At 47.6% G+C, this 23,777-nt stretch carries 35 protein-coding genes; 33 read left to right on the top strand and 2 right to left on the bottom strand.

The window, feature by feature from the left end; translation table 11 throughout:
- Positions 1–4: 4 nt before the first annotated feature.
- The 22 genes from ACGG9R_RS06785 to ACGG9R_RS06680 all read left to right on the top strand — a co-directional run bounded on the left by ACGG9R_RS06785 (position 5) and on the right by ACGG9R_RS06680 (position 17,022).
- Positions 5–1,399: a phage portal protein gene (locus ACGG9R_RS06785; RefSeq protein ID WP_390153088.1), complete on the top strand. Its 1,395-nt coding sequence runs from the start codon at positions 5–7 to the stop codon at positions 1,397–1,399.
- A gap of 54 nt (positions 1,400–1,453) precedes the next feature.
- Complete coding sequence (locus tag ACGG9R_RS06780; protein WP_390153085.1) at positions 1,454–2,077, top strand: phage scaffolding protein; 624 nt, start codon at positions 1,454–1,456, stop codon at positions 2,075–2,077.
- Between the two features lie 20 nt (positions 2,078–2,097).
- A complete protein-coding gene (locus ACGG9R_RS06775) occupies positions 2,098–3,066 on the top strand; it encodes a major capsid protein (RefSeq protein WP_390153082.1) in 969 nt (322 codons plus the stop codon).
- Positions 3,066–4,502 (top strand): minor capsid protein, encoded by a 1,437-nt coding sequence (locus ACGG9R_RS06770; protein WP_390153079.1) that lies wholly within the window; start codon positions 3,066–3,068, stop codon positions 4,500–4,502. The genes ACGG9R_RS06775 and ACGG9R_RS06770 overlap by 1 nt, the downstream gene beginning before the upstream one ends.
- Before the next feature lie 4 nt (positions 4,503–4,506).
- Positions 4,507–4,731: a hypothetical protein gene (locus ACGG9R_RS06765; RefSeq protein WP_390153076.1), complete on the top strand. Its 225-nt coding sequence runs from the start codon at positions 4,507–4,509 to the stop codon at positions 4,729–4,731.
- A 75-nt stretch (positions 4,732–4,806) separates the two neighbouring features.
- The gene (locus ACGG9R_RS06760) at positions 4,807–5,046 is read left to right on the top strand and encodes a hypothetical protein (RefSeq protein WP_303229521.1); all 240 of its coding nucleotides are present in this window, start codon (positions 4,807–4,809) and stop codon (positions 5,044–5,046) included.
- A 58-nt stretch (positions 5,047–5,104) separates the two neighbouring features.
- Positions 5,105–5,356, top strand: coding sequence for a hypothetical protein (locus ACGG9R_RS06755; protein ID WP_390153073.1), 252 nt, complete (start codon positions 5,105–5,107; stop codon positions 5,354–5,356).
- 58 nt (positions 5,357–5,414) lie between these two features.
- On the top strand, positions 5,415–5,822 hold the full coding sequence (locus ACGG9R_RS06750; protein WP_390153071.1) for a hypothetical protein: 408 nt from the start codon (positions 5,415–5,417) through the stop codon (positions 5,820–5,822).
- Positions 5,810–6,178 (top strand): hypothetical protein, encoded by a 369-nt coding sequence (locus ACGG9R_RS06745; protein WP_390153068.1) that lies wholly within the window; start codon positions 5,810–5,812, stop codon positions 6,176–6,178. Before ACGG9R_RS06750 ends, ACGG9R_RS06745 begins: the two co-directional genes overlap by 13 nt.
- Positions 6,178–6,576 carry an HK97 gp10 family phage protein gene (locus tag ACGG9R_RS06740; protein WP_390153065.1) on the top strand — a complete coding sequence of 133 codons (399 nt, stop codon included), beginning with the start codon at positions 6,178–6,180 and terminating at the stop codon, positions 6,574–6,576. The genes ACGG9R_RS06745 and ACGG9R_RS06740 overlap by 1 nt, the downstream gene beginning before the upstream one ends.
- Entirely contained in the window at positions 6,573–7,016 is a 444-nt protein-coding gene (locus ACGG9R_RS06735) for a DUF6838 family protein (protein ID WP_390153062.1), read from the top strand. The genes ACGG9R_RS06740 and ACGG9R_RS06735 overlap by 4 nt, the downstream gene beginning before the upstream one ends.
- Positions 7,017–7,020: 4 nt before the next feature.
- Complete coding sequence (locus ACGG9R_RS06730) at positions 7,021–8,151, top strand: phage tail sheath subtilisin-like domain-containing protein (protein WP_390153059.1); 1,131 nt, start codon at positions 7,021–7,023, stop codon at positions 8,149–8,151.
- Positions 8,152–8,168: 17 nt separating this feature from the next.
- Complete coding sequence (locus ACGG9R_RS06725; RefSeq protein ID WP_390153056.1) at positions 8,169–8,624, top strand: phage tail tube protein; 456 nt, start codon at positions 8,169–8,171, stop codon at positions 8,622–8,624.
- A 12-nt stretch (positions 8,625–8,636) separates the two neighbouring features.
- Positions 8,637–8,999, top strand: a complete 363-nt coding sequence (locus ACGG9R_RS06720) for a hypothetical protein (protein WP_322352261.1) — start codon at positions 8,637–8,639, stop codon at positions 8,997–8,999.
- 175 nt (positions 9,000–9,174) lie between these two features.
- A complete protein-coding gene (locus tag ACGG9R_RS06715; protein WP_390153053.1) occupies positions 9,175–11,991 on the top strand; it encodes a phage tail tape measure protein in 2,817 nt (938 codons plus the stop codon).
- Positions 11,991–12,698 carry a hypothetical protein gene (locus ACGG9R_RS06710; protein WP_390153050.1) on the top strand — a complete coding sequence of 236 codons (708 nt, stop codon included), beginning with the start codon at positions 11,991–11,993 and terminating at the stop codon, positions 12,696–12,698. Before ACGG9R_RS06715 ends, ACGG9R_RS06710 begins: the two co-directional genes overlap by 1 nt.
- Positions 12,695–13,693 carry a hypothetical protein gene (locus tag ACGG9R_RS06705; RefSeq protein WP_390153047.1) on the top strand — a complete coding sequence of 333 codons (999 nt, stop codon included), beginning with the start codon at positions 12,695–12,697 and terminating at the stop codon, positions 13,691–13,693. The genes ACGG9R_RS06710 and ACGG9R_RS06705 overlap by 4 nt, the downstream gene beginning before the upstream one ends.
- Complete coding sequence (locus ACGG9R_RS06700) at positions 13,683–14,093, top strand: DUF2577 family protein (protein WP_390153044.1); 411 nt, start codon at positions 13,683–13,685, stop codon at positions 14,091–14,093. The genes ACGG9R_RS06705 and ACGG9R_RS06700 overlap by 11 nt, the downstream gene beginning before the upstream one ends.
- Positions 14,090–14,521 carry a DUF2634 domain-containing protein gene (locus ACGG9R_RS06695; RefSeq protein ID WP_303229504.1) on the top strand — a complete coding sequence of 144 codons (432 nt, stop codon included), beginning with the start codon at positions 14,090–14,092 and terminating at the stop codon, positions 14,519–14,521. The genes ACGG9R_RS06700 and ACGG9R_RS06695 overlap by 4 nt, the downstream gene beginning before the upstream one ends.
- The gene (locus ACGG9R_RS06690) at positions 14,521–15,576 is read left to right on the top strand and encodes a baseplate J/gp47 family protein (RefSeq protein WP_390153040.1); all 1,056 of its coding nucleotides are present in this window, start codon (positions 14,521–14,523) and stop codon (positions 15,574–15,576) included. The genes ACGG9R_RS06695 and ACGG9R_RS06690 overlap by 1 nt, the downstream gene beginning before the upstream one ends.
- A gap of 40 nt (positions 15,577–15,616) precedes the next feature.
- Positions 15,617–16,108 (top strand): putative phage tail protein, encoded by a 492-nt coding sequence (locus ACGG9R_RS06685; RefSeq protein ID WP_390153037.1) that lies wholly within the window; start codon positions 15,617–15,619, stop codon positions 16,106–16,108.
- A 2-nt stretch (positions 16,109–16,110) separates the two neighbouring features.
- Positions 16,111–17,022, top strand: coding sequence for a hypothetical protein (locus ACGG9R_RS06680; RefSeq protein WP_390153034.1), 912 nt, complete (start codon positions 16,111–16,113; stop codon positions 17,020–17,022).
- 562 nt (positions 17,023–17,584) lie between these two features.
- Here the strand turns inward: ACGG9R_RS06680 and ACGG9R_RS06675 are convergent.
- Together ACGG9R_RS06675 and ACGG9R_RS06670 are read right to left on the bottom strand one after the other, a co-directional pair.
- Positions 17,585–18,292 carry a tyrosine-type recombinase/integrase gene (locus ACGG9R_RS06675; protein ID WP_390153031.1) on the bottom strand — a complete coding sequence of 236 codons (708 nt, stop codon included), beginning with the start codon at positions 18,290–18,292 and terminating at the stop codon, positions 17,585–17,587.
- A gap of 55 nt (positions 18,293–18,347) precedes the next feature.
- The gene (locus ACGG9R_RS06670) at positions 18,348–18,590 is read right to left on the bottom strand and encodes a hypothetical protein (protein WP_390153028.1); all 243 of its coding nucleotides are present in this window, start codon (positions 18,588–18,590) and stop codon (positions 18,348–18,350) included.
- Between the two features lie 26 nt (positions 18,591–18,616).
- Between ACGG9R_RS06670 and ACGG9R_RS06665 the strand changes: the two genes are divergently transcribed.
- The 11 genes from ACGG9R_RS06665 (at position 18,617) to ACGG9R_RS06615 (ending at position 23,447) form a co-directional block, all read left to right on the top strand.
- Complete coding sequence (locus ACGG9R_RS06665; protein WP_390153025.1) at positions 18,617–19,048, top strand: hypothetical protein; 432 nt, start codon at positions 18,617–18,619, stop codon at positions 19,046–19,048.
- Complete coding sequence (locus ACGG9R_RS06660) at positions 19,049–19,186, top strand: hypothetical protein (protein ID WP_390153022.1); 138 nt, start codon at positions 19,049–19,051, stop codon at positions 19,184–19,186.
- The gene (locus ACGG9R_RS06655; protein ID WP_390153019.1) at positions 19,183–19,689 is read left to right on the top strand and encodes a phage holin family protein; all 507 of its coding nucleotides are present in this window, start codon (positions 19,183–19,185) and stop codon (positions 19,687–19,689) included. Before ACGG9R_RS06660 ends, ACGG9R_RS06655 begins: the two co-directional genes overlap by 4 nt.
- Positions 19,690–19,780: 91 nt before the next feature.
- Positions 19,781–20,359, top strand: coding sequence for a GH25 family lysozyme (locus tag ACGG9R_RS06650; protein ID WP_390153016.1), 579 nt, complete (start codon positions 19,781–19,783; stop codon positions 20,357–20,359).
- A 12-nt stretch (positions 20,360–20,371) separates the two neighbouring features.
- Positions 20,372–20,698, top strand: coding sequence for a hypothetical protein (locus ACGG9R_RS06645; protein ID WP_322350599.1), 327 nt, complete (start codon positions 20,372–20,374; stop codon positions 20,696–20,698).
- Entirely contained in the window at positions 20,698–20,862 is a 165-nt protein-coding gene (locus ACGG9R_RS06640; RefSeq protein WP_390153012.1) for a hypothetical protein, read from the top strand. The genes ACGG9R_RS06645 and ACGG9R_RS06640 overlap by 1 nt, the downstream gene beginning before the upstream one ends.
- A 1-nt stretch (position 20,863) precedes the next feature.
- Positions 20,864–21,469 carry a head fiber protein gene (locus ACGG9R_RS06635; protein ID WP_390153009.1) on the top strand — a complete coding sequence of 202 codons (606 nt, stop codon included), beginning with the start codon at positions 20,864–20,866 and terminating at the stop codon, positions 21,467–21,469.
- A 13-nt stretch (positions 21,470–21,482) separates the two neighbouring features.
- Positions 21,483–22,028 (top strand): hypothetical protein, encoded by a 546-nt coding sequence (locus ACGG9R_RS06630; RefSeq protein ID WP_390153006.1) that lies wholly within the window; start codon positions 21,483–21,485, stop codon positions 22,026–22,028.
- A gap of 10 nt (positions 22,029–22,038) precedes the next feature.
- A complete protein-coding gene (locus ACGG9R_RS06625) occupies positions 22,039–22,479 on the top strand; it encodes a hypothetical protein (protein WP_390153004.1) in 441 nt (146 codons plus the stop codon).
- Between the two features lie 11 nt (positions 22,480–22,490).
- Positions 22,491–22,985, top strand: coding sequence for a DUF4376 domain-containing protein (locus tag ACGG9R_RS06620; protein ID WP_390153001.1), 495 nt, complete (start codon positions 22,491–22,493; stop codon positions 22,983–22,985).
- Positions 22,986–23,018: 33 nt separating this feature from the next.
- The gene (locus ACGG9R_RS06615; RefSeq protein ID WP_390152998.1) at positions 23,019–23,447 is read left to right on the top strand and encodes a hypothetical protein; all 429 of its coding nucleotides are present in this window, start codon (positions 23,019–23,021) and stop codon (positions 23,445–23,447) included.
- Positions 23,448–23,777 lie beyond the last annotated feature (330 nt).

The following is a 23,777-nucleotide window of genomic DNA, read 5'->3' as shown; positions in this document are numbered from 1 at the left end:
GAACGTGGATTTAACCGTAGCTAGAAAAATGATACAGAAATATGTCACCGGTCACGGCGAATTTTTAAAGCAGGCCCTGACGGCTGACCGGTATTACAACAACCTGAATGATATCCTATTCGCCCCCAGCAGGCAGGAGAAAGAGGCAAAGGGTGATATCGAGAACCCCATGCGCACGGCAGACAATCGAATCCCCATGAGCTTTTACAGCCTGCTGGTGGATCAGAAGGTGTCTTATCTTTTTACTGCCCCGCCTTTGTTTGATACACATAGCGATGACGTCAATAAGGTGATTACTGATACACTGGGAGGCGGTTATGCAAGCAAAATCCAAGAGCTGGCCACCAATGCATCCAATGCAGGGGTCGGATGGCTGCACTACTGGATTGATGAGAATAAGAAGTTCCAGTATGCCGTAGTACCCAGTGAGGAGATTATCCCGATTTGGTCGCCCAAATTGTCCCATGATCTGCTGGCAGTGCTCCGCGTGTATCGTGAGTACGATGATAACGGTGATGCCTACAAGGTTTATGAGTATTGGAATGACCGGGAATGTGAGGCTTATCGAATCCCGGAATCGGATGAAACGATGGATAGGCTATCCCCTTATAGCTGCTTTGCTGATTTTTACAATGCGGGATTGTCTGAAGCGGATAACCAGTTTATCCATAACTTCGGCCGGGTGCCGTTTATCCCATTCCGCAACAATCAACGAGCTACCAGTGATCTCAATAAAATCAAAAAGCTGATAGACGCTTATGACAAAACGTTAAGCGGTTTCATGAATGACCTAGAGGATATTCAAGAGGTCATTTTTATTTTGACCAATTACGGCGGGGAAGACCTAAACGAATTCCTGAAGAACCTGAAATACTACAAAACCATTTCCGTGGAATCTGCAGGCACAGGGGATTCGTCTGGGGTGTCCACTCTAAATATTGATATTCCGGTAGAAGCCAGGGATAAAATGCTGGAAATCACCCGAAAGGCGATCTTTACCATGGGACAGGGGGTAGATCCGGAGCAGCAGGGACTGGATAAGACTTCCGGCGAAGCCATGAAATTCGTTTATTCCCTGCTGGAGCTCAAGGCGGGGCAGATGGAAGTCCAATTCCGTATGGGATTCGACGAATTGCTTCATGCGATACTGCAGCATTATGGGAGGGACACAGCAGGCATCGTACAGACATGGACGAGAACGTCCATTAAAAATGACTCTGACCTTGTGACCATGTGCAGCAATTCCGTGGGCATTGTGTCCAATAAGACGATCTTATCCCGCCATCCATTCGTGGATGATCCAGAAGCAGAAGCAAAACAGATCGAAAAGGAACGCAAAGAGCAGGATGCGCAGGCTGATCCCTATGGAGGGGATTTAGATGGCAAGAAAGATGACTAGTTTTTATTTCCTAACGTGGCAGGTGAACCACGGTAAAAACCGGAGGAGGATTTTATGAATCAGGAAGAATTATTTGCTGAATTGGGCATCGCAGCCGATAAAAAGGAAGCAGCGAAAAAAGCGCTGACTGCTTTCTTAGATGGTGCGTATGTACCAAAATCTCGTTTCAATGAGGTCAACGAGGAAAAGAAGACCTTAATCGCTACTGTAGCGGACCGTGACAAACAATTGGAAACCCTCAAAAAGTCTACAGGTGATCTGGACGCATTGAAGAACCAGATTAAATCCCTGCAGGATGCCAACAAGAAGGCCCAAGAGGAAGCTGATGCGAAAATGAAAGAACTCCGTATCAATGACGCTATCAAACTGGCTATTGTGGACAAAGCGCAGGATGTGGACATTGTTTCCAGCTTGTTCGACAAGACCAAACTCATCCTTGGTGACGATGGAAAAATCACCGGATTGGACGAACAGCTGAAGGAACTGCAGAAGAACAAAGCATTTTTGTTTAAGCAGGCCGGCCCTAACCCGAAGTATGATCCCAAAGGCGGAAACGGAAACCCCAGCACCAATCCATTCGCAAAAGATACGTTTAACCTCACTGAACAGGGAAGATTGCTCAGAGAAAATCCGGAACAGGCCAAAGCCTTTGCACAGGCCGCCGGAGTAACCATTTAATCTAAAAGGAGACAATACAAATGGCAGGAACTACTATTTCCGATATCATCGTCCCGGAACTGTTTAATCCATACGTAGTGCAGAAAACCATGGAGAAATCTGCATTTTTCAATTCCGGTATTATTACTAGAAGCCCGGCATTCGATGCCCTGGCGAGCGAAGCAGCACGTACTCACAACATGCCATTCTTCGAAGATCTGCAGGGAGACGCTGACAACATCGTAGAAGGGCAGACTATCGAAGCACAGAAAATCACATCCAAGAAAGATGTATCCACTACCATCATGCGCAGACAGAAATGGAGTGCTTCCAATCTGTCTGCCGCACTGGCTGGTAAGGACCCGATGGCCGCTATTGGCGATCTGGTAGCAGGCTATTGGGCTAGACAGTACCAGAAGGAACTCATCAATATCCTTGCTGGCGTATTCGCTTCTACTTCCATGAAAGACCATATTCTGGATATTTCTGCACTGGAAGGGGAAGCTGCCAACATTTCTGCCTCTGCAGTCATCGATACCCTCCAGCTCATGGGCGATGCACAGGATCAGCTTTCCGCTGTGGTGATGCATTCTGCTACCAAAGCATACCTGAAGAAAAAGAACCTCATTGCTACCGAAAGAGATTCTACCAATGTGGAATTTGATACATACCAGGGCCGCCGTGTCATTGTAGATGATGGATGCCCAGTATCTGCTGGCGTATACACCACCTATTTCTTTGGTACCGGTGCTATTGCTTACGGCGAAGGTTCTCCGGTTCGTTTCGTGCAGACCGAAACCAAACGTGACCCGGATGACGGCGCTGGCGTAGACATGCTCTATAACCGCCGTTGCTTTATCATGCATCCACGGGGAGTAGCATGGACCAACAAGAGGAGGACCAATCCGGAATCCCCAACTCGCGCAGAACTGGCGGATGCCACCAATTGGAATCGTGTATATGAATCCAAAGCTATCCGCATGGTAGCCCTGAAGCATAAGGTTGGCTAATGATGGATAAGCAGTCAGAGAATGAAGCATACTGGGCCGCCAGGGCCGCAGCCTATGAAGAAGCCTGGCACAATCGTTGCCAGACTACCGTAGAGCGCGATCTGGCGGCGTATTATGAGCAGGCTCTGGCTGACATCCAAAGGGACATCGCTGCTCTGTATGGGTGCTTCGCGAAAGATAACAAACTATCTATGGCAGAAGCGCACAGACTGTTGACGGGCGATGAATATCGCGTCTGGCGGATGAGCATGGAAGAATACCTGCAGGGGATCGAGAACGGCAGCGTTCTGTCGGAGGAACTGAACACCCTCGCTATGCGAAGCCGCATTTCGCGTCTGGATAAGCTCTATGCAGAAACGCTGAAGGCTCTTGACCGGCTGGGACGCAAGACAGAAGACCGCATGACGGACTTTCTGATGGATGCCTATAAGGATCGTTTCTACCACGGCATTTATGACGTGGCAGAACGGACGGGAATCATGAAGGCGAATGTCGCTATTGATGACGATACGGCACAAAAAATCGCCGCTGCTCCGTGGAGCGGAAAGTCCTATAGTCAGCGTATCTGGAAGAATGACCAGCAGCTCGGCACGGCCCTTCGCACAGTCGTGTCGAATGGGCTGCACCGCGGGCTGTCCGTCCCTCAGATGGCAAAAATGGTAGAAGACAAAATGCATGCCGGTCTCTCCAATGCGAGAAGGCTAGTACGGACGGAAATGAACTATGTTCAGAATCGTGCAGCCGCTGACAGTATCAAAGAGTCCGGCATGAAATACTACCGTTTCATTGCTACATTAGACAGGCGTACTTCTGCTATATGCCGGTCACATGACGGTCACGTCTATTCCATTGATGAATACCGCCCTGGTGAAAATGCACCACCGTTGCATCCGAATTGTCGTAGCACTATCGCTGGTAGTTTGCGAGACGTCTATAACGAAGATGGAACTCGAACAGCTAGGAATTACGAAAAGAAAACCATTCATGTTCCAAAGAATATGACCTATGAGTCGTGGTATAATACTTATATAGAACCAAGGCTTGTACCAACAGGCGAGGGTAAATGGCCTACTCGAAAAGATGGGACGATTATTGCTACCAAATATGCACAAAGTGCTCATCAGCAGACTCCAAGTAGAGGATTACCTAATAGCGTAGTAATGCACCAATCTAACAGAAATGACTTACAATACGATTTTGATTTTTATGATAGCAATGGTTTTATGGCAGTACAGATTCATTGCGGGCCACATGGAAATTCCAAAAAACATCCCTTTGGCGAAGTCGGAGAGCATATGCATATTTGGCAATGGAAGAAGAAACCTTCCGGTAAATGGGCGGGAAGCCCTGATAAAGGGAAAGAGCTTGGCGATAGGGAAAGAGAGTGGATGAAAAATGAGATTGAAGCTGCAGTTAAGCGAAAAGCAACTACGTGATGGGATGGAAAATTGGACACTGTATAATAATTCATTTTGGTATAAAGGAATTAGATATTCTGTTGAGCACGATCCGGGTGATTTAAGATACTATATTTGCGTATATGATACATTGAAAGATGAGGAATGTTGGGATTTTCCTGATTTTGAGGCCTTTATGAATGCTACATTCCTTGATGGACAGCCATTCAGAAGTCTTTTACCAGATTTGGATTGGGATGCGATGTAACCCTAAAAAACACTTGTTGAAAAGTGCTGGCGAACATGCTGGTCTGATATTAATGGCATAAATGGGGGGATTAATATGCCTGCAGACGCATTCGGGACGAATCTTGATATAGCAATGGCGGATTTAACTCGTGCAAAGACGGAATACTTAAAAGTATTCGGACAGCATTCTCTTGAGCGTGTTACGTTATTGGATCCTGTACACCCTGTTGCAAGTGAGTATAAATTAGCAGCGAAGAAACTTTGGCGTGCGATAAAAACGAAGCAAGCAATTCCTCAATTTGACAAGGAAATTTGGGATACAGTGATATTTTAAACCAAAAGCACTTGCGAGTTGATAGAAAAGAAGTTGGTAGGAATCTGAGGTGAGATCATTGACACGCAGAGAGCTTATTGAGTATTTAGATGCTGCACAGGATTTAACATTTTCTTATAAAGGACATTGGTATTTCATTGGTGAAGTGTTTGACTCCAAAACAGGAGTTTACAATGATCCTACCGAATATACTTGTGGACGTGCAGATACTGATGATGACTACCGATATTCTTCTATTGATGAGGCATTGGCAAACTTTAAGATTATGGGCAGGCCTTTTAAAGATATTTTGCCAGATATAGATTGGTAAGCAAAAGCACTTGCGAGTTGCAGGTGCTTTTTTGATACCCTAGAATGTAGGTGATGCGATGAAATATATTTCTCAAGAGGAAGCCGATGCGGCCATTTATGACAAAATCATGGAGGTCAAAGGGGATTATAACGGTATGGTAGAGGAATCGCCTATCATCAACGATACAAAGCTCCGAATGTACGTGGAGAAGTTTGTAGTGGATGTGATGGATTACTGCCACCGAGAGGATTTCCCTGATAGCCTGATTTATACGGCGGTGGAGCTTATTACTAAGTGGATGGATGCGGAGACTTCAGGAGAAAAAGCACCGCTGAAATCTTTGAAGCAGAATGATACGGAATTTACCTTTGCGGTATCTGATGTATCTTCTACTGGGAATCCCCATGAAGCAGACTTTGAGAGCTTGAAACCAAAGCTGAACCGTTTCCGCAAGGTGGGAGGTAGGCAGCCATGGAATTCGTAAGAATGAAGCGGTTGCTGAAACAGTTTATGTACAATGACCGCATGACTGTGTCCAGACAAGTCGCTTCTTTGGATGCAGAGGGAGCTGACGACTATAGGATTGATGAAATCTATCACGAGATTCCCTGTCATTTTGGCATCTACGAAATCAGCTTGACCGGGAAACAGTCCGATCGGGGCGATGTGTTGACACAAAAGCTCCGCATTGATTGTGACCCCCAGTATGATATACGGCCTAATGACATTCTGGCCATTCAGACGGTAGCGGAGCAGCAGTTTCTGCTTCGTGCCGGTAAGGCTTTGAACTATCCTACTCACAAGGAAATTAACGCAGAACGGGAAGGGGAGGAGGCCTGATGGGCGAAGAAATCACCGGCTTCGACCAGCTGGATGCCAAGTTGCAAAGTATTTTGGATCAATCACTGGCTAAGAGAAACAAGTTCGTCGCGCAGCAGGCGGAGCTTCTGAACGGTCGTGTCAAGGACAACACACCGGTGGATACCGGTACGCTTCGAAACGGCTGGCATAGGAGCCGCGCCGTCAAGGGGGCTGCTACAGTTTACAACAATACGCATTATGCGGGGCATGTAGAATTCGGGCACCGCATACGAAAGCGCGGAGGCGGGTGGGCGAAGGATAGGAAGGGCCGCACGCGGTTCGTTCCCGGTGCGAAGATGCTTCATGAAGGATTGGCGGAAACGGAAAGGCAATTCAAGGCGGATGCAGAAACCATCATGGAGGATTTGCTCTCATGATTACCTATAGAAGTCTCAAGAAAACGCTTACGGCGTTACTAAAAAACAAATTTCCAGATTGTAAGGTGCACTTTGACAACGTTGAAAAGTCGGATGCGCCTTATTTTTATGTCGAAATGCAGCCCTACACATCAACGGTGGATGGGGAAGGCGTATATCATGACCGCAATATCGAGATTGACATCCAGTATATTCCTGATGAGGACTTATTCGGACGGATTGATCGGATGAAGATTTATGATATTGGTCAGATTCTCGATTTGGCGATTCGCCCTGTCTTTTATGTAGAAGATAGAGCCATCACCATTCCGGAAGCCGAAACCACTGTCCATGATGAAGTGCTGCATTATATTTTCCGGTTACAGTTCACGGACGCTGACATGAGTCAGAAAGAATTTGAACTGATGGAAGAGCTGACGCTCAATTTAAGGAAGGAGTAACAATATGGCAAATGAAGCTGAAGTTTTTGGCCTGCCACAGGTACTGATTGATTTTAAAACCAAGGGAACTACGGCTATCAAGCGCAGCGCTCGAGGCATTGTGGCGATGATCCTCAAAAATGAGGAAACTGATGTCAGCAAGTACTACAAAATCAATGATGTTTCTGACATCCCAGATGAAGGACTGACCGCGGAAAACGTAGATCTGATTAAAAAGTGCTTGCTGGGGACACCGCTTCGCATTTTGGTATATACCCTGCCAAAAGCAGACATCTCTGAACCAACTCAGACACTGGCCGGTACCCTTGCAAAACTGGAAAGCGTAAAATGGAATTATCTCTGCTATCCGAACAGTACTGAACAGGAGCAGCAGGATATCGTTTCTTGGATCAAGTCTGAACGCGGAAACAAGAGAAAGACTTTCAAGGCTGTGGTAGCTAATCAGGCAGCGGACCATGAAGGCATCATCAATTTCTGTACCGGCGGCATCAAGGTAAAGACTGATACCGATTCCAAGGGAAATCCGGTGTATACCACCTACACTGCTCTCCAGTACACCGCTCGTATCACCGGTATTTTGGCCGGCCTTGCGCTTGACCGTTCTGCTACCTATTTCAAGCTGACCGAAATCGAAGAGGTAGAACAGTATGAAGATATCGATTCTCTTATTGATAAAGGCCAGCTGCTTCTCTTTGATGAACAGGATGGGGATGGAGTCAAGATTGCCCGAGCATGCAATTCTCTGACTACCTTCACCACTGATAAAGGCGAAGATTTCCGATACATCAAGATTATGGAAGCACTCGATATGATTACCGATGATATCCGTGATACGTTCAAGAAGTACTATGTGGGCAAAGTCATTAATGGCTATGACCATAAAATGCTCTTCATCACCGCTATTCTGGTATACTTCGATGAAATCAAAGGCAATGTTCTTGACCGTGACGGCAATAACACGGTAGATATCGATGAACAGTATCAGGCGAATTATGCTAAGCTCCACGGGGAAGATACATCCACCATGACGGCTATGCAGATTCGTCAGTACAATACAGGTACTAATGTGGTACTGGCTGGCAGTGTGAAGCCAGTCAACGCCATGGAAGATCTGAACATTGTATTTATTATGTAATGTAGGAGGCATGAATAATGACTAGAGCTGCAGAAGATGTGAAATACAGAGGTCGTCGTCGCTGGAATGGTTCCCACGGAAAAGTATGGTGGGATGGTGAACTTCTCTTTGAAATTGAATCCTTTGAATGTAAGGTAACGGCAGACCGCGAGGACGTGCTGATCGGCAATTCCAAAGACTCCAAAATCGTATCCCTCACCGGTTCGGGTACGCTGACAATCAAGTCTGTCATTAACCGCAACATTAACGCCTATCTGGAGGAGTGGAAAAATGGCCATGATCCGAGAGCTACGCTTGTGGGTCTGCTGGATGATCCGGATGCCGTAGATGGACAGAAGGAACGCGTGTCCATTGATAATGTATTCTTTAATGAGCTTGCTCTGATGAATTTCAAGAAGGGTGAAGTGGTCGAGAAGGAATTTCCCTTTGGATTCACTCCTGAGGATGCGAAATTTATTGAAACAGTAGAATAGCGAGGTATGAGAATGGCTGTAAGTATCGAAGAACTGATCGAAATGAAAGAAGCCGTAGCAGCGGCGAAGAAAGAAAAGTATGACATGGAAACATCCATCGGCGTCATCACGGTAAAGAAACCGACGGCAGCGATGGTGCTCGAATCCAAAGCTACGGAGGGGGATGGAGATGCGTATCTCGTGCTGAACTGCGTAGTATCCCCGAATCTGAAGGATGCCAAGCTGCAGGAGGCCTATGGGTGCGTGGAACCGACGGATATTGTGCGTAAACTGTTTGATGCAGGCGAAATGACTCGGATCGCCGTGGCTATTCTTGATTGTGCAGGTTATAACAAAAACATCGTGCGAAAGGTTCACGACGACGCAAAAAACTGATTGAAGGGAACTGGGAGGCTGCTACGGCGGCCTTTTTAGTTTCCCATGGTCATTCTCTCTCTTATTTCTTCTCACTGTCGCCGGTCGAGAAGATCTTCTGCCATGCGGCTATGGAGGCAGAGGATGAGAGGGCGGCTAAACTGGTCGCAGTAGGCATGACAAGGCAGGTGATAGGATGAGCCAGTATGTATTGAGCGCTACGCTCGAGATGCGGGATAAGATGACGGCTGCCATCAAGACCGCGAAGAAAAACGTCTCCGGGTTTAAAACTTCTGTAGTGGGTTCGCTGTCGGCGGTCGACCGGCTGACGACGGCCAATGGCAGACTGGCGGCATCTGCTGTCAAGTCTGCGGCTGAAATCAAGAAGACCGCCAGCGCACTTTCTGGGATCAAGGGAAATCATCGGGCGGCAGTATCCGTGACGGATAAGGCAACGCCTGCGATTACCCGGATCAGGAACCAGATGAACAGCATCCGCTCGAAAGAGGTAGCTATTAACCTGGTGCAGAAGGGCGGCAAGCTGAAAAACAGTCTTGATGGGCTTGCTTCTGGCATGCTTATGAATACTTCGCTGCAGATGCTTGGCGGTGCGGGAGTCGGCTTTGGTATTTATAATACTGTGAAAAGCTACATGGACTTCGAGCAGACCATGTCCGGCGTCAAGGCGATTTCCGGTGCTACAGACGAAGAATTTCAGAAGCTCACGGCGTCCGCTTTGGAGATGGGGGCGAAAACGAAATTCACCACGACGGAGGCGGCGCAGGCGCTCACTTATATGGGCATGGCGGGCTGGAAGACTGAGGAAATGATCGGCGGTCTTCCTGGCATCATGAATCTGGCTGCCGCCTCTGGCGAAGACCTGGCTTCGGTATCAGACATCGTAACGGACGCTATGACGTCTTTTAAAATGGGGGCTGATGAAGCGGGGGAATTCGCTGACGTGCTCGCTGCAGCGGCTGCCAATTCTAATACCAATGTCGGAAAGATGGGTTACACATTCAAGTATGTAGCGCCGCTTGCGGGGGCTCTTGGCTATAACATTCAGGACACGGCGCTCGCTATTGGCGCAATGGCAGACAGCGGCGTCAAAGGGGAGCAGGCCGGCACGTCGCTTCGTGCATTGATGACCCGCCTGGTATCGCCGACAAAAGACGTGAAAGAAGCGATGGCGACACTGAGCCAGCACATCGACGGCGGGTTCTCTGCTATCGACACGACAACGGGGAAGATGAAACCGCTCCGGAAGATTCTGCTGGATTTGCGAAAAGGGTTCAAAGGCCTCGACGAAGCCACGCAGGGCAAAGTTGCCTCTGATCTTGCCGGACAGGAAGCCATGTCCGGTTTACTGGCTATCGTCAACGAATCGGATGACAAGTTCGAACGGCTGACGAAAGCCATCGACGGTTCACGCGGTGCCGCGGATAAGATGGCAAAGACTCGCCTGGACAATTTGGCGGGCGATCTGACCTATCTTTCCAGCGCATGGGACGGGCTGACGAAAAACCTGCTGAGTGGCCACGTATCTAGCGGCCTTCGCGATTTGGCGCAGGAGGGTACGAAGCTCTTAAATCGGTTCAATGAAAATATCAAGGACGGGCTGGATTTTGGTGACGTATTTGATATAGTCGGGACGCTCGTCGTCGATCTGAAGAACAAGTTCCTGCAGCTTGATGGCGTAGGCTCCGTTCTAGCCGGCGGAGCGCTGGCCGGGGCGCTCTATAAGATCGCAAAGTTGACGAAGAACGGCGTCGATGCTGTCTCCAGTGTGCTGCATCCTAAGACTGGCGGCATTGCCGGTGGCAGGAACGGTGCATTAAATGACATGGTGGTGTCTGCCAACACAGTTATCGTCAATGGTGCGGTAAGCTCTGGCGGCACAGGCGTCGGCGGAGCTGGCTCTATCCCCGGTACAAAAGCGGATGGGAAGATGGATGCAGGGAAAGCCGCCCGGTACGGAAAAATCTTCGGACGCGTCATGATGGGCGCTGCTCTTGCCACTTCTGCTTACGAGGTCTACCGTGCAGCGCCGGAAGAACGTGGTGCTGCAGCCCTAAAGGCGGGCGGCTCACTTGCCGGCATGTATGCCGGTTCCAAAGCTGGTGCGCTGGCCGGCGGGGCCATCGGAGGTGCTTTCGGCGGCATAGGTGCTGTTCCTGGCGCAATGATAGGCTCGATTATTGGTGGACTGGGTGGCAGCGTTTTCGGCAACTATATCGGGAACGGTCTTGCTAATGGCACTTTTGGTGCAGGCCGTCTGCAGTCTATGAAAGAAGCGGCCATGTATCGGGACAATGCGTCTCGCGGTATGACCTACGAGGACTATGACGACATCACTAAAACCATGGAGCAGGCAACGGAAGAACGCTCGAAGGTGATCGGAGACTTGTGGAATAACGTCTGGGAAGGACTCAAGGCGCACGGACAGGAAGCCGTCGAGTCCATCAAAGGACAGTGGAGCGATGCAGCGGGCTGGTATGACGCTTCCGTCTGGGATCCTATTGACGCCAGCGCAGGGACTACGGGAGCTGACATCGGATCCGCGTTTACGGATGCGTGGAGCACAGTGCAGGGTGCATGGAGCGGCGCAGCAGCATGGTTTAAAGCAAACGTCATGGCACCGATTTCCTCTAAAATTTCGCAGATTTCTGCCAGTGCTATGAGTCATTACTCTTTTGGAAGCGATGGCACTGTGCGTGTCGGTGACAGCGTGCCGATGGACGCCGTAGGGGATATGCATTTCTCTGGCGGTTTGGCGCAAATCAATGAACACGGTGGCGAACTCATCGACCTGCCGCAGGGCAGCCGGATCTATCCGGCGGGGAAAACAGCACAGATCATTTCTCGTGAAGTACAGAATTCGACCGCATCTGGGAACACTGTCATGGTTACGGGAAATACGTTCGTTGTGCGAAACGAAGCCGATATGGACAAAATCGCTTATACCATCATGAGAGCCCTCGAACAGGGCTATGCAAACTACGGAGGTGCGTAATGAAGGCATGGGGAGCACTTGGTACCGCGTTAAATATCGCCTCCGCAATCTTAGGTGGAGGCAGCTCGAAGCGGCAGATCATTCTTTCTTGTGAAACAGAAAAAGTCACGCTGCCTGTTACGCCGCGTGTATACGAGGTATCTACCGGGCAGGGGAATAAGGTTGTCAACGTCGAGCAGGTAGGCGAAGCACTCGTCTTTGGGCTGCCTCAGGCGCAACGGATTTCTTTCCAGTGTTTTTTTCCAGCTTCGGTACATGACTACCCCTTTGTAGTTGGGGATGCACTCGAACCGTCTTTTTTCGTCGAAAAACTAAGGAAGTGGAAGGAAAGCAGAAAGCCTGTCAGAATCATTATCACTGATTCGCCGGTCAACCTTATGACCGGTATCATGAAATTCGATTACAAAGAACAGGATGGAAGTCGGGATATTTACTACGCTTTGACTCTCACCGAGTACAAGGATCTGAATACGCCACTTGCCAACAACAATAAGCAGGTAGATAAGACCACGGGCTTGAAAGACAGACCATCGCCAGACAAAAAAGCAGATTTAGCAGCTAAACTGAAAAAGGCGAAGGATGTGGTGGACGTGGCCAAGAAATGCTACGGGCAGGCCAACAAATGGCGTCGTATTGCCCAAAGCAATGATCTGAAAGATTTGGCTATCAATAACGCGGATAAGATTGGCAGGTTGATCATCAAATGATTGTCAAACACGAATACATAACGACTGATAGTGATGGGAAAAAGACTCAGCATGTAGATGACATCACGCAGCTAATCAGTCGCATCGAGTGGTCCGGGTCCCGTTTGCAGGCAGCCCGCCGGCTGGTATTTGATGTAGTGCAGGACTATCGAGATCCTAACCTACCTAATCATCCATTGGATAATGGCGATACGGTATATGGGTACGATGAGGACGGCACGCTTCGATTCCATGGGCATATATTTCATCTGGAGCGGGACGTGCAGGCGTCCAAAGTCTCTGTCACTGCCTATGACAATTTGTTCATCCTAAATAAAAGCAAAACTACACGTAAATTTACAGACATGACTCCTGAAAGTATCACAGAGTCGGTTTGTAATGAACTGGGAATCGAAACGGGCAATATCCTTGCTACAGGGACGCCCGTTTCTTTCATTGCTGTCAGGAAATCTGGCTATCAGATTATTCTCATGGCATATACCGAGGCGGCGAAGCAAACCAAGAAGAAATATGCCCTGCTGATGAATGGCAGTAAGCTGGATGTAGTCGAAAAGGGAACTCTCATCGAGGACTACGAAGCCAATGGGTATACCAATGTATTGAATGAACGGTTTGCCGAAAGCATTGAAAACATGGTGAATCAGGTCGTGATCACTGATGCAGAGGGGAATGCCACCGGCTATCAATCCGAAGATGACCAAATCAAAAAATATGGCTTGATACAGGATGTATATAAGACTAATCCAAAAGCCAATGCGCAGCAGGAAATCGAATCGTTGCTAAAAGGCCCTGATAGAACCGGCACCTTAGATATGCTGGGCGATTATCGGGTGGTAGCCCCCTATTCCATTGCCGTGCAGGAGCAATATTTCAAAGGCCAGTTTTGGATCAAGAGTGATAGCCATATCTTTGAGAATGGTATGCACACCATGAAACTGGAACTGGAATTTGAAAACATTATGACCAAAGAGGAGGCGGGAGCCAATGGCGGATAAAATTCCAACTATCGAGCAGTCGGCCAATCGCATGATCGGGTTGATGCACCAGGCAGGGAAAGACGAGCAGGTGCAAATGGCTCAGATGGGTATCGTGCGATCGCCGCCTCCCGATATCGCTATTGATGTCAACACTATCCAGCTCCACAAGGAAGATGTTTATATCTCCAGATACCTCATGCCCGGTTATACCAGGCACATGGTAGGCGAGACGTCCTATCGTGGCGGTGGTGGCGGTTATGCGGAATACGCCAGCCACAATCATCCTATTGATAACGATGAGACATGGACGGATACGCTAAAGCAGGGAACTATCGTCCTAGTGATACCTTTGGAAGGTTCAAAGAATCTAGAAGGAAATCAGCTATATTGGATAGCAGATAGCGGGGTGAAACTATGAGTGAAGCGTTTCCTTTTGTCGGTGCCAGCGAGGCTTTGATTCAGGCTTCCTCTGATACGCAGGATCTACCGTTATTTAAAGAATTCGCATGGGATTTTGAAAAGAATTGTTTTCTGTATGACAAATCGGGGAAGCATATCCTGCTAGAAGGCACCGAGGCTATCAAGATATGGGTATATAAAGCATTGGCCACAGAACGCTATACATACCTTGCTTATTCGTGGCAGTACGGTATTGAAATCAAGCCATTTATAGGATTGGTGATGGGAGTACAGGAACGAATCAGCGAGCTGAAACGAATGATTACGGAATGCCTTATGGTAAATCCCTACATTCTATCCATCAATGATATTTCATTTTCACAGGAAGGGCGAAAGGCGACAGTAACGATTGACCTGACAACGGTCTATGGGGAGGTGAGTGCGTAATGTATGTAGCTAGAGATCAGAACGGAATCCTGCAGGAATTACAAAGACAAAGCGGGATTGAAGCGTCGAAAATCGAAGGAACCTTTGAAAATGATGTGTTGGCGTCCAATAGCTTTGAGTTTGCGAAGAGCGAAGTTGAAATTGAGCAGCTCTATAAGGCTGCCTTTGCGGATACATCATGGGGTGAATACTTGACACTTCGCGCCGCGGAGTTCGGCATTGATAGGAAGCCGGCCGTTAAAGCCATTGGGGCCCTGACTATCACCGGGACCAAAGGTATCATCGTCCCGCAGGGCTCCGTATTTTCAACCGACAATAATGTATATTTTACGACTGATGCAGCATGTACCATCGCTGATAACGGGACCGTGGATGTAAAAATCACGGCGCAGATCGCTGGCACTTCGGGTAATGTGGGGGCCAACACCATCGACAAGATCCCTATGAGTATTCCCGGGGTGTCGAAAGTCATCAATAAGGATGCTACCCACGATGGGTTTGAAGAGGAAACAGACGAATCTCTCTTGAAACGGTACTTGGTACATGTCAGAACGCCTGCCACGTCGGGAAATGTGATGCATTATAAGGAATGGGCTCTCTCCGTAGCTGGTGTGGGGGATGTGAAAGTCATTCCCCTATGGAACGGCAATGGCACGGTCAAGGTGCTTGTTACCGACGTCAATAAAAATGCAGCCAGTCAGGAACTGCAGAAAAAGGTGGCTGATTATATCGAGACGGTACGGCCCATCGGTGCCACTGTGACCGTAACGGCGCCGGCATATCTCAATATCAACGTGACGGCTAACGTAAAGGTCAATCAGGAATATTTACAGGATTATGCGTCTGTGCTGAAAAATACACTGGATGCGTACTTGGTAGATAGTGGATTTGATAGTGATTATGTATCCATTGCCCAAGTCGGCAAGGTACTGCTTAATAGTGGTGCTATTTCAGACTATGACTCACTAAAAATCAATGGTGGTATCAGTAATGTAAGAATTCCATCAGGATACCTGCCTAGAGCCGGCACTATGGGGGTGACTAGGGTTGACTAGACTACTAAGGTCATCTGACAAAATAGATATCACGCAGTACTTGCCGCCTTTTCTAAAAAAAGATCCTCATTTCCGTGCAGTATGTGAGGCGTGTTCATGGGAGCATGAAAACATCCGTAATGCTATTCTCGATGCGCTGAATCAGTTTTTCGTCGAGAAAGCGACTTGGGGACTATCCATGTGGGAACGAGTGCTGGACCTGCACCCTAGCCCGGAAGATACTTATGAACAACGGCGCAAAAAAGTGCTGGTTAAGCTGCAAGGTACGCAAACCAGCACGGTATCTTTTTTGGGGAAAGTGGTGAATGCCTACGGATATGGATACATCGAGGAACATAACGACAAGTACTATTTCAATATCTACACTACATCCACAAATACAGAGGATTTGAAACAGATGCAGAATACAATCATCTATTACAAGCCGGCACATTTGGGACTCAATGTGTATCTAGGCTTTTCATGGAATGGAAAAATCCAATTTGATGGGAAATATACCTATGGTTCGTCCATTACTAAATGGGAGGAATAGACATGGCAAAATATCTTGATAAATGGAAAACTGATTTTCCCGCTTCGGCGGGGAATGTGACAAGACCAACAGACGGAATCGATGATACTCTTGACTTCAATTCCGACGGATTTCCGCAGCGAATCTCATCTGATCCGGTTCATTATAAACTGGAAAACGACATGGCAAGTCAGCTCTTCTCTAACGATGCCCGATTAAAAGAAGCTATTGATGCTAACAAAGCAGCCGGAGATGATACGCTTGCAAATCATAACAAAAGCGCCCAATCCCATGCTAATGGCATTGCGGGAAATGCAGCATCTGCCACTAAGCTGAAAACGGCTAGATACATCAACGTTATTGGAGATTGTCTGACGGGCAAGGCTGCTTCTTTTGATGGAAGTGATAATGCTGATATCGAAGTTGATTTAACTACTGCACTAAAAGCATTAGGCGGACTCAGTCCATCAGTTGATAAATTACCTTACTTCACAGGAGCGAACGCAGCATCTCTTGCCAGTCTGTCAAAATTCATGCGCGACGTACTTGGTAAAGCGACGGCAGCAGAAGTGCGTACGGCTATTGGGGCTATCAATGAGCCTGGTGTTGGGGTTATTGCAGGCGATGTGTCAAACGCTAATGCATGGTGGGTGAAGCTTAGCGGCGCGGTGCCGCTAATTATACAGGGTGGAATGCACAACAATGGAAAGAACTGGGAGAACGATGGGGCCACGCCTGCTTACACTGTCAGCTACCCTATTGCATTCCCTAATGCATGCTTTACGATTACAGGCAGCCCAGAACGCAACAAGAATGATAGGTATGCGTACCGAACCGGTCACCACATTGTCTGGAAAAATGAATCACAATTTCGCTATGCGATCGGTACAGAGCAGCAAGGTCAATACTTCGAGTGGGTAGCTATCGGCCGTTAAGCAATGCCAATAACCAACCAATTGTAAGGAAATCCTTTGGGGTTTGATGCATCTGTATTGCTGATATTTACCTTCGAATCTTGCGTATACCAGTTATAAGCCCAGACGCCGCTATTGAGCGAAAACGCAACTGTCAAAACCCTAGACAGGGCAAGCGGATATGTGAAACCGGAACCACCAATTCCACCCTGTCTATATGCCAATAGCGATGTACATACTATTCCAGCTGTCTTTAGTGAAATCTGTCGCTGTTATTTTCCCGAGGTTTCCGTAATGGTCACTCCTGTTACCGCCATAAATCTGTCCTAAAGTGACGGCTCCGCAAAATTTTGGGAATGCAACTGGGAAGCCAATTTTGGTGCTAGTCCCGCAGTTTCCACCCTGTATATTTTCAGTCTCCGTCGCGTATTTTCTAATCTCAGCCGCCCCGCATTGCTCTGTACAGAAAGAGCGAAAACTGGCTAAATCGTGGGCTTTCTATGGGACAAATCAGTATCACGGATCATTCGATATCCGCGATACTTTTTTGTTGCAATAGGTAGCCGTTAGTAACAGGTTGGTATCAGATTTTCTCGATGGTTTTCCGCAGCTGGCGCAAGTTTTTATGGGTATAGACGCCGTTCGTCACATCATTGCGTGCATGCCCGAGAATCATTTTCTTGGCGTTGTCATTCACCTCGGCGTCATCAAGCCACGTGGCGCAGGTGTGGCGGGTGTCGTGGAGCTTATGCTTTTCGCCGTGCACCAATTCCATAACATGGGTGAAAAGGCGGGCTAGACGGCTATATGTATAGGGCATGCCGCTATCGTCGGTTATCAGATGGGAACCATTGCAGGATAGGCGCACTTCTACAAAAGGCCATATGCGGCTATGGATAGGTATGATACGCACGCCTGCCGCGGTTTTTGATTTCCGTATGCGGATGTATTTCTGCCGACGGTTTACATCGGATTTCAGCAGGGCGCGGAGCTCGCCGTTTCTCAGGCCGGTGTAGATCAGTATGAGGATGATATCGATGCCGGGAACGTCTGTCATCTTCCATAGGGCATTGACTTTGCGGCGGCTGATAGCGTGATGTGGGTTCACAGGGCGGTTCTTTCCTATACGTAGCAGGCCGGTATAGTCATTGCTTGTGTAGTCCATCTGCCTTGCATATGCCCAGAGCAGTGATAGGAGATTGCGTACTTTCTTTTTGCTTGCATAAGATAAGCCACCCATGGCGTCCAGGGCGGCTTGCATGTGCTTGTATTTGATTTCCTTGATTGGCATGCCATAGAGGGGATAGAGATGACCATAGGCTGATTGATAGCTTCGCACGGTGCTTTCAGAAACGTAGGGGGCGGTGCGCTGGCAGCCATTCGGCGTACAATTCTTCAAGTGTGATTTCAGAAAGACGGGTGCGGCCATGCATATTCCAGTATTCAACCTGATAGGCGAGTGCGTCCATTTTGGTAGGAAAGTAGCCCTTCACTATCTGTTTTCCGTGGTCTGTTACAACAAAGGCGAACGGATTCCTCCGTGATCCGCTTAAATGTTTGACACAGCCATAACCGTTTGGATTTTTCATAGTGTTTCCTTTCAAGGAGGGTAAAAATGAGTGAATCAATTTCTATCACGAACCCTGCTCTCACGTATGTTTCCATTTACGAGGAGAGCGGGGAACGTGTCACATCCTACGTCACCGGTGTGCATGGGGAGACGGTAGAGGAGCTGGAAGAGCTGGCAAATAACCAGTATCCAACCTTTACGCATGTAGTGCAGGATGCTTTGACCTATAATAACGCCTTACAGCATGATCTGCTTTACAAGAACGGGGAGTACGTGCCGCGGCCCGAACCAACAGAGGACGAGAAGCGCGAGGCAGCACTCGCATCTCTTGATGCGGAATACTCAACAAAAATCAGCGATATCGAAACAGAAATGGCGAAAGCAAAAGCCGTAGAAGATGAGGACTACTACAATGACCTCAAAGCTGAAAGAGAAGAACTGGTTGCAGAATACACAGAAAAGAGAGGAGCGATTTAAATGGAAAGATGTTTCCTTTGCCATCGCAAGATGGATAATAAGACTGGACTTTGCACTAATGCGAAATGTATCAGATCGAAGCCGCTGACACCCAAAGATGAAACGGAAGAAAAGAAAGATGCGGAGGATAAAACATGACTGAAATCTTCATTCAAATTTACAATTCCGCCGATCGTGCGATTTGCAGTATCCCGGATGGCTGGCCCTACAAAATTCTTATGGGGATCTTACTCATCGCCATGTCGAAGCACATCATGCTTTTTACCGCATTCGCCGTGTTGGTGGCTCTTGACTTGTTCGCCAAATTTATCGCCCTGTCTTATCACTGGCTGATTGAGAACAACGTGGAAAAGCCCTCGCTGGTTGATTCCATCCGAGGCATTCCAGCGGCACATCGGGCTCGTATCATCAATAGCCATGAAATGAAGACGCAGTTTGCAGGGAAAATCTTTGCTTATATGTTTTTGGTGATTGCTGGCGGTCTAGCCGATATCCTTGTGGGTCATGTCAATTTTGCACAGATCGTGATTGCCTACCTGGCATCCACTGAGCTCCTCAGCATCGTGGAAAACCTGGACGATGCTGGCGTGTCTATGGTCCATAATTTAGCTGCAGTAATTAAAAAGAGGAGTCCAACATGAAATTAAAAGAATGGGTTGTTATTTACGTGGCAGCCTTTTTGTTTACCGTAGGGGATTGGATAAAGGGACGTTGGAAAAAGGAGGATAACGAATGCTGGTAACTGATTTAAGTGACTGGAATGATCACATTAACTGGTCTCATCTCATCGCCGCAGGAGTCGGTGGTGCGATTGTGAAGATTTCCGAGGGCAGAAGCCTGACTCAACTGCACGGAAAACATATCGCCGGTGCGGAGGCTAGGGGATTGCCGTGGGGCGCCTATTGCTACACGCACGCACAAACTACCGAGCGAGCAAGAGAAGAAGCAAATCGAGTGATCGAGGCGTTGAATGCATTGGGGTACGGTACACCGCCGTTAGGGATTTGGTTTGATGCGGAAGCCCCTGAGGTCATTGGACAGGGTAGAGATGATGTGACGGCTATCTGCAGTGCTTTTATTTCAGAATGCAATGCAGCGGGTTATTCTGCCGGAATCTATGCAAGTCTGTCTACTATCACAGACTGCCTGAATCTTGATGATCTAGCTGATTATGTACCCGTATGGATTGCCCAATATGCCGGTGCATGTGATTTCCATGATTATTTCCCGAGCAGAATCCTTGCTGGTTGGCAATATACTGATTCTTTTGAAATTGATGGGCGGAAATATGATTTAAGTGAATGGTACTGATGAGGTGATATTGTGCTGAAAGTGGTCAACAATGGAATTAGTCTGACAAGAGGAGATACTGCTACTTTCAGACTGCAAATTAAAAATCAAGACGGTACTGACTACGAAATCACTCCGGATGATCAGGTGCTTTTTACAGTAAAAAGATCCCCAAACGATGAGGAAATCGTTATCCAAAAAGCGGCTGCTAATAATTGCATCACCATTGTTCCTAGAGAGACAGATAATCTGGCGTATGGCACATACTACTATGATGTCGAATTGCGCCGGCCTGATGGATTTGTTGCGACTGTGATTCCACCACACATGCTGAAACTAACAGAAGAGGTGACTTTCTGATGAGTGATAACGAAACGCTTACGGGAGTCCTGTCTGCCGTAGGAGTTTTAACTGGTGTGTTGACTCCGGCTGATACTGGCGATTTCGTGGCAGATTATGCAACCGATGCGGAATGCGTGGCTGTCATTGATGATATTTTTGATAATCTACTAAAAGGAGAATAATATGGCTACTACTGATAAAATTCTGAGAAAATCCAATTTTGCTGCCGCTATGACCGCTTTGATTGCAAAGCTGAATAGCCTTTTTGTCAGGAAGGAAACTGGGAAAGGCCTTTCTACCAATGATTATACTGCCGCAGAAAAAGCAAAGCTCGCAGGCGTAGCAGCAGGAGCGAATAACTACGTCCTTCCAGCACCGACAGCAAGCACCATCGGTGGCGTCAAGGCGGGCAATAATGTGACTATTTCCGAAGACGGTACGATTTCCGCTATTCAGGGGCAATTGGACCTGTCTCTCTACGCAAAGAGCGCCGATATAGATCGTACTTATGCGAAAAAAGCAGACATCACAACCGTTTACAAGTACCGCGGGAGCGTGAACACCTATGCGGAGCTCCCCGTTAACGGGAAGGCTGTAGGCGATGTATACAACGTTGTGGCGGCTGATGCTTCTAACGGAATCAAAGCCGGGGATAACGTAGTTTGGAATGGCAACGCATGGGATAATCTCTCCGGCGTGGTCGACTTATCTGCCTACATGAAAATCAATGACTTTCCGTTGGCGACTGATGATGAGATTACCGCTATTGTTAATGAAACGATTATATAAGTGAGGTGCTAGCATGAGCACTTACAAGGACTCGCTGCTGGGGGCTATTCGAAAGCTATGTACGCAGCTGAACGGGAAATTTGCCAAGAAATCCGATGTACCGACTAAGGTATCACAATTATCGAATGACAGCGGATATCTGACGCAGCATCAGTCTTTGGATGGCTATGTTAAAACATCCGGACAAAACGTGTGGGGAGCGCAGCAGACGTTTAATTTGGCAACTCTTGGATATGAGCAGTATACTACGCCTAACCGCAGTACATCATCCGTCAGCCCATCTACGTCAGCAGCATACTATCATGCAACAGGAGCGTTTACTCTTAACCTTGCGACGTTATCAGCACTGTTGGGCAGTAATCAGTCAACAGTGTTTACGGCATACATCACTGCTGGTGGTGATTATGCGCTGTCCATCACCAACGGCGGAACGATTAAATACATCGGTACTGCTTCCGACCTAGCAATAACGAGTGCTGGCTTGCTACTTAACATCCTTATGACTAAGGATGGCAACGGGAGCCTGACCAGCATCGTGCAGGCTAATAAGCTGACATGAGGTGATAACCATGGGACTTAACAGGATGATGTTTATCAAAAAATCTGCTGGAAGCGGCGGGGATACCGGGGATAATGCCTTTATCATGACTATGGGAACTAAAAGTGGTCAATATGGATATAATGCCAACAGCGGTTACTATGGTGAAGTTACAGGCAATGTTACACACGAAGGAAGAGCTGTTACTCTTGTTATACTCTCTTATTATGGTGGATGGATTGATGTAGCCTTTAAGGGGGATGGTGTTACGAGCGGTAGTCGCAATATCAGCCTTAACATCACACCGCTTGAAACGGGTGTAACTGTTAATTTGACAGTAGGCAAAATGTCATATCAAGGTGACTTAGTAGGATTTTATACCTTTTTGCAACGTGTGCCGTCAAATATATCAAGCATGTTTACCGCCGCTAATGTGGGTAAAAAATATAAAGTCGAAATTGTGTTTAACTAAGGAGGCAAGCAGTGAAAACATACACATACAAGGACAATATCTATAACAACCTCTATGATTTGGCAGAGGCCATGGGACAGGATGGCACATTTATCCCACTCAGCATATCGGATGCTGATTTGGGATGTTTAGGTGTTGCTATCGGTGAGGCTGAGGAGCCGATTGAAAATATCCGCACCCGCAAAATTTTTGAACTGAAGCGCCAACGCGATGATGCGGAGGTTGAGCCGATTGCGTATGGCGGGCACCTCTACGATTACGACAGTAAAGCTCGCGACCGCATCGCAGCAGCAATAATCGCGTTGGCGCTTCAGGGAGAAGGCGCAAGCATCAGCTGGACCACGGCAGACAATGATGATGCGGTGGTTACGGTTCAGGACCTGCGCGCTATTGTAGCAGCGGTCGCCGTACGCTCCAATCTCCTGCATATTGCATACCGCACGGCAAAGGCGCAGGTCGAAGCTGCACAAAGTAAAGGCGAAATCGACGCTGTTTATTTAGATTAAGAGTGTGGGAAGGATAAAATAAAGGAGGGCATAATGTGGACTGCAAAAAGATTATGTATCTGCTTGCTGGCGTGCTCCTTGTGGCTAGCGGCTGGATCTATTTCGCGGGCCGAGGGGATGTATCAGATATCCAGCAGCGAGTTGACGCAATTAAAAACGAACTTACAAACGCTGAAAGCTCACAGTCAAGAACGGCAGAAAGTCTTGACCGAGCAAGCGACCTTGCTGAATCAGCAGAAAGAGACAATCAAGAAGCAGGCCGAGGAATTGAGAAGATTGAGGAAGGAAATCGTAATCTCCAAGACAGTGAACGAAGCGACGCAGAAATCATTAGAGAGAGCAAATCAATCCTTGATCGAGTTAGAGCAAGAGGCAAAAAGGAAAATTAGGGTAAAGACCCGCCAGCGGAATCTCTGGATCGCAATTTCTGGCGGGCTTTTGTGTGCATGGATTAAGAAATAGGATGGCAATAAAAAAAGGACGTCTTGATTTAGCACATTAGCACATTGTTAAATCAAGACGTCTTTTTTTATTTTGCAAGTGGGGAATCGGAGATTTTATGCTATTCTTATATTTAGAGAAAAATAATTCTTTTTGAAGGTAATTGTGTTTGTACCCATGACGGGAAGGACCACCAGACATTCAGCCCGAAGTTATGGATGACTTCGGGCTTTTCTTTTTCTACCTAACTCGCATAAAATTTATCACTTCTACCAATACTTTTACCAAATCAAGAAAATGCCATTCCGCAGCGCATGACGGGATGGCATTTTTTGATGCAGTATGACTGGC

It is taken from the genome of Dialister sp. i34-0019-2H8, from assembly GCF_042846925.1.
Lineage (GTDB): Bacteria > Bacillota > Negativicutes > Veillonellales > Dialisteraceae > Dialister.
This window is presented reverse-complemented; position numbering and strand designations above follow the sequence as displayed.

What these genes read in the sequence shown, in the direction of transcription:
- ACGG9R_RS06780 (WP_390153085.1), top strand. Translation starts at nt 1,454, where the DNA reads ATGAATCAGGAAGAATTATTTGCTGAATTGGGCATCGCAGCCGATAAA.
- ACGG9R_RS06775 (WP_390153082.1), top strand. Translation starts at nt 2,098, where the DNA reads ATGGCAGGAACTACTATTTCCGATATCATCGTCCCGGAACTGTTTAAT.
- ACGG9R_RS06770 (WP_390153079.1), top strand. Translation starts at nt 3,066, where the DNA reads ATGATGGATAAGCAGTCAGAGAATGAAGCATACTGGGCCGCCAGGGCC.
- ACGG9R_RS06765 (WP_390153076.1), top strand. Translation starts at nt 4,507, where the DNA reads ATGGAAAATTGGACACTGTATAATAATTCATTTTGGTATAAAGGAATT.
- ACGG9R_RS06760 (WP_303229521.1), top strand. Translation starts at nt 4,807, where the DNA reads ATGCCTGCAGACGCATTCGGGACGAATCTTGATATAGCAATGGCGGAT.
- ACGG9R_RS06750 (WP_390153071.1), top strand. Translation starts at nt 5,415, where the DNA reads ATGAAATATATTTCTCAAGAGGAAGCCGATGCGGCCATTTATGACAAA.
- ACGG9R_RS06745 (WP_390153068.1), top strand. Translation starts at nt 5,810, where the DNA reads ATGGAATTCGTAAGAATGAAGCGGTTGCTGAAACAGTTTATGTACAAT.
- ACGG9R_RS06740 (WP_390153065.1), top strand. Translation starts at nt 6,178, where the DNA reads ATGGGCGAAGAAATCACCGGCTTCGACCAGCTGGATGCCAAGTTGCAA.
- ACGG9R_RS06735 (WP_390153062.1), top strand. Translation starts at nt 6,573, where the DNA reads ATGATTACCTATAGAAGTCTCAAGAAAACGCTTACGGCGTTACTAAAA.
- ACGG9R_RS06730 (WP_390153059.1), top strand. Translation starts at nt 7,021, where the DNA reads ATGGCAAATGAAGCTGAAGTTTTTGGCCTGCCACAGGTACTGATTGAT.
- ACGG9R_RS06725 (WP_390153056.1), top strand. Translation starts at nt 8,169, where the DNA reads ATGACTAGAGCTGCAGAAGATGTGAAATACAGAGGTCGTCGTCGCTGG.
- ACGG9R_RS06720 (WP_322352261.1), top strand. Translation starts at nt 8,637, where the DNA reads ATGGCTGTAAGTATCGAAGAACTGATCGAAATGAAAGAAGCCGTAGCA.
- ACGG9R_RS06715 (WP_390153053.1), top strand. Translation starts at nt 9,175, where the DNA reads ATGAGCCAGTATGTATTGAGCGCTACGCTCGAGATGCGGGATAAGATG.
- ACGG9R_RS06710 (WP_390153050.1), top strand. Translation starts at nt 11,991, where the DNA reads ATGAAGGCATGGGGAGCACTTGGTACCGCGTTAAATATCGCCTCCGCA.
- ACGG9R_RS06705 (WP_390153047.1), top strand. Translation starts at nt 12,695, where the DNA reads ATGATTGTCAAACACGAATACATAACGACTGATAGTGATGGGAAAAAG.
- ACGG9R_RS06700 (WP_390153044.1), top strand. Translation starts at nt 13,683, where the DNA reads ATGGCGGATAAAATTCCAACTATCGAGCAGTCGGCCAATCGCATGATC.
- ACGG9R_RS06695 (WP_303229504.1), top strand. Translation starts at nt 14,090, where the DNA reads ATGAGTGAAGCGTTTCCTTTTGTCGGTGCCAGCGAGGCTTTGATTCAG.
- ACGG9R_RS06690 (WP_390153040.1), top strand. Translation starts at nt 14,521, where the DNA reads ATGTATGTAGCTAGAGATCAGAACGGAATCCTGCAGGAATTACAAAGA.
- ACGG9R_RS06680 (WP_390153034.1), top strand. Translation starts at nt 16,111, where the DNA reads ATGGCAAAATATCTTGATAAATGGAAAACTGATTTTCCCGCTTCGGCG.
- ACGG9R_RS06675 (WP_390153031.1), bottom strand. Translation starts at nt 18,292, where the DNA reads ATGCCAATCAAGGAAATCAAATACAAGCACATGCAAGCCGCCCTGGAC.
- ACGG9R_RS06670 (WP_390153028.1), bottom strand. Translation starts at nt 18,590, where the DNA reads ATGAAAAATCCAAACGGTTATGGCTGTGTCAAACATTTAAGCGGATCA.
- ACGG9R_RS06665 (WP_390153025.1), top strand. Translation starts at nt 18,617, where the DNA reads ATGAGTGAATCAATTTCTATCACGAACCCTGCTCTCACGTATGTTTCC.
- ACGG9R_RS06660 (WP_390153022.1), top strand. Translation starts at nt 19,049, where the DNA reads ATGGAAAGATGTTTCCTTTGCCATCGCAAGATGGATAATAAGACTGGA.
- ACGG9R_RS06655 (WP_390153019.1), top strand. Translation starts at nt 19,183, where the DNA reads ATGACTGAAATCTTCATTCAAATTTACAATTCCGCCGATCGTGCGATT.
- ACGG9R_RS06650 (WP_390153016.1), top strand. Translation starts at nt 19,781, where the DNA reads ATGCTGGTAACTGATTTAAGTGACTGGAATGATCACATTAACTGGTCT.
- ACGG9R_RS06640 (WP_390153012.1), top strand. Translation starts at nt 20,698, where the DNA reads ATGAGTGATAACGAAACGCTTACGGGAGTCCTGTCTGCCGTAGGAGTT.
- ACGG9R_RS06635 (WP_390153009.1), top strand. Translation starts at nt 20,864, where the DNA reads ATGGCTACTACTGATAAAATTCTGAGAAAATCCAATTTTGCTGCCGCT.
- ACGG9R_RS06630 (WP_390153006.1), top strand. Translation starts at nt 21,483, where the DNA reads ATGAGCACTTACAAGGACTCGCTGCTGGGGGCTATTCGAAAGCTATGT.
- ACGG9R_RS06625 (WP_390153004.1), top strand. Translation starts at nt 22,039, where the DNA reads ATGGGACTTAACAGGATGATGTTTATCAAAAAATCTGCTGGAAGCGGC.
- ACGG9R_RS06615 (WP_390152998.1), top strand. Translation starts at nt 23,019, where the DNA reads ATGTGGACTGCAAAAAGATTATGTATCTGCTTGCTGGCGTGCTCCTTG.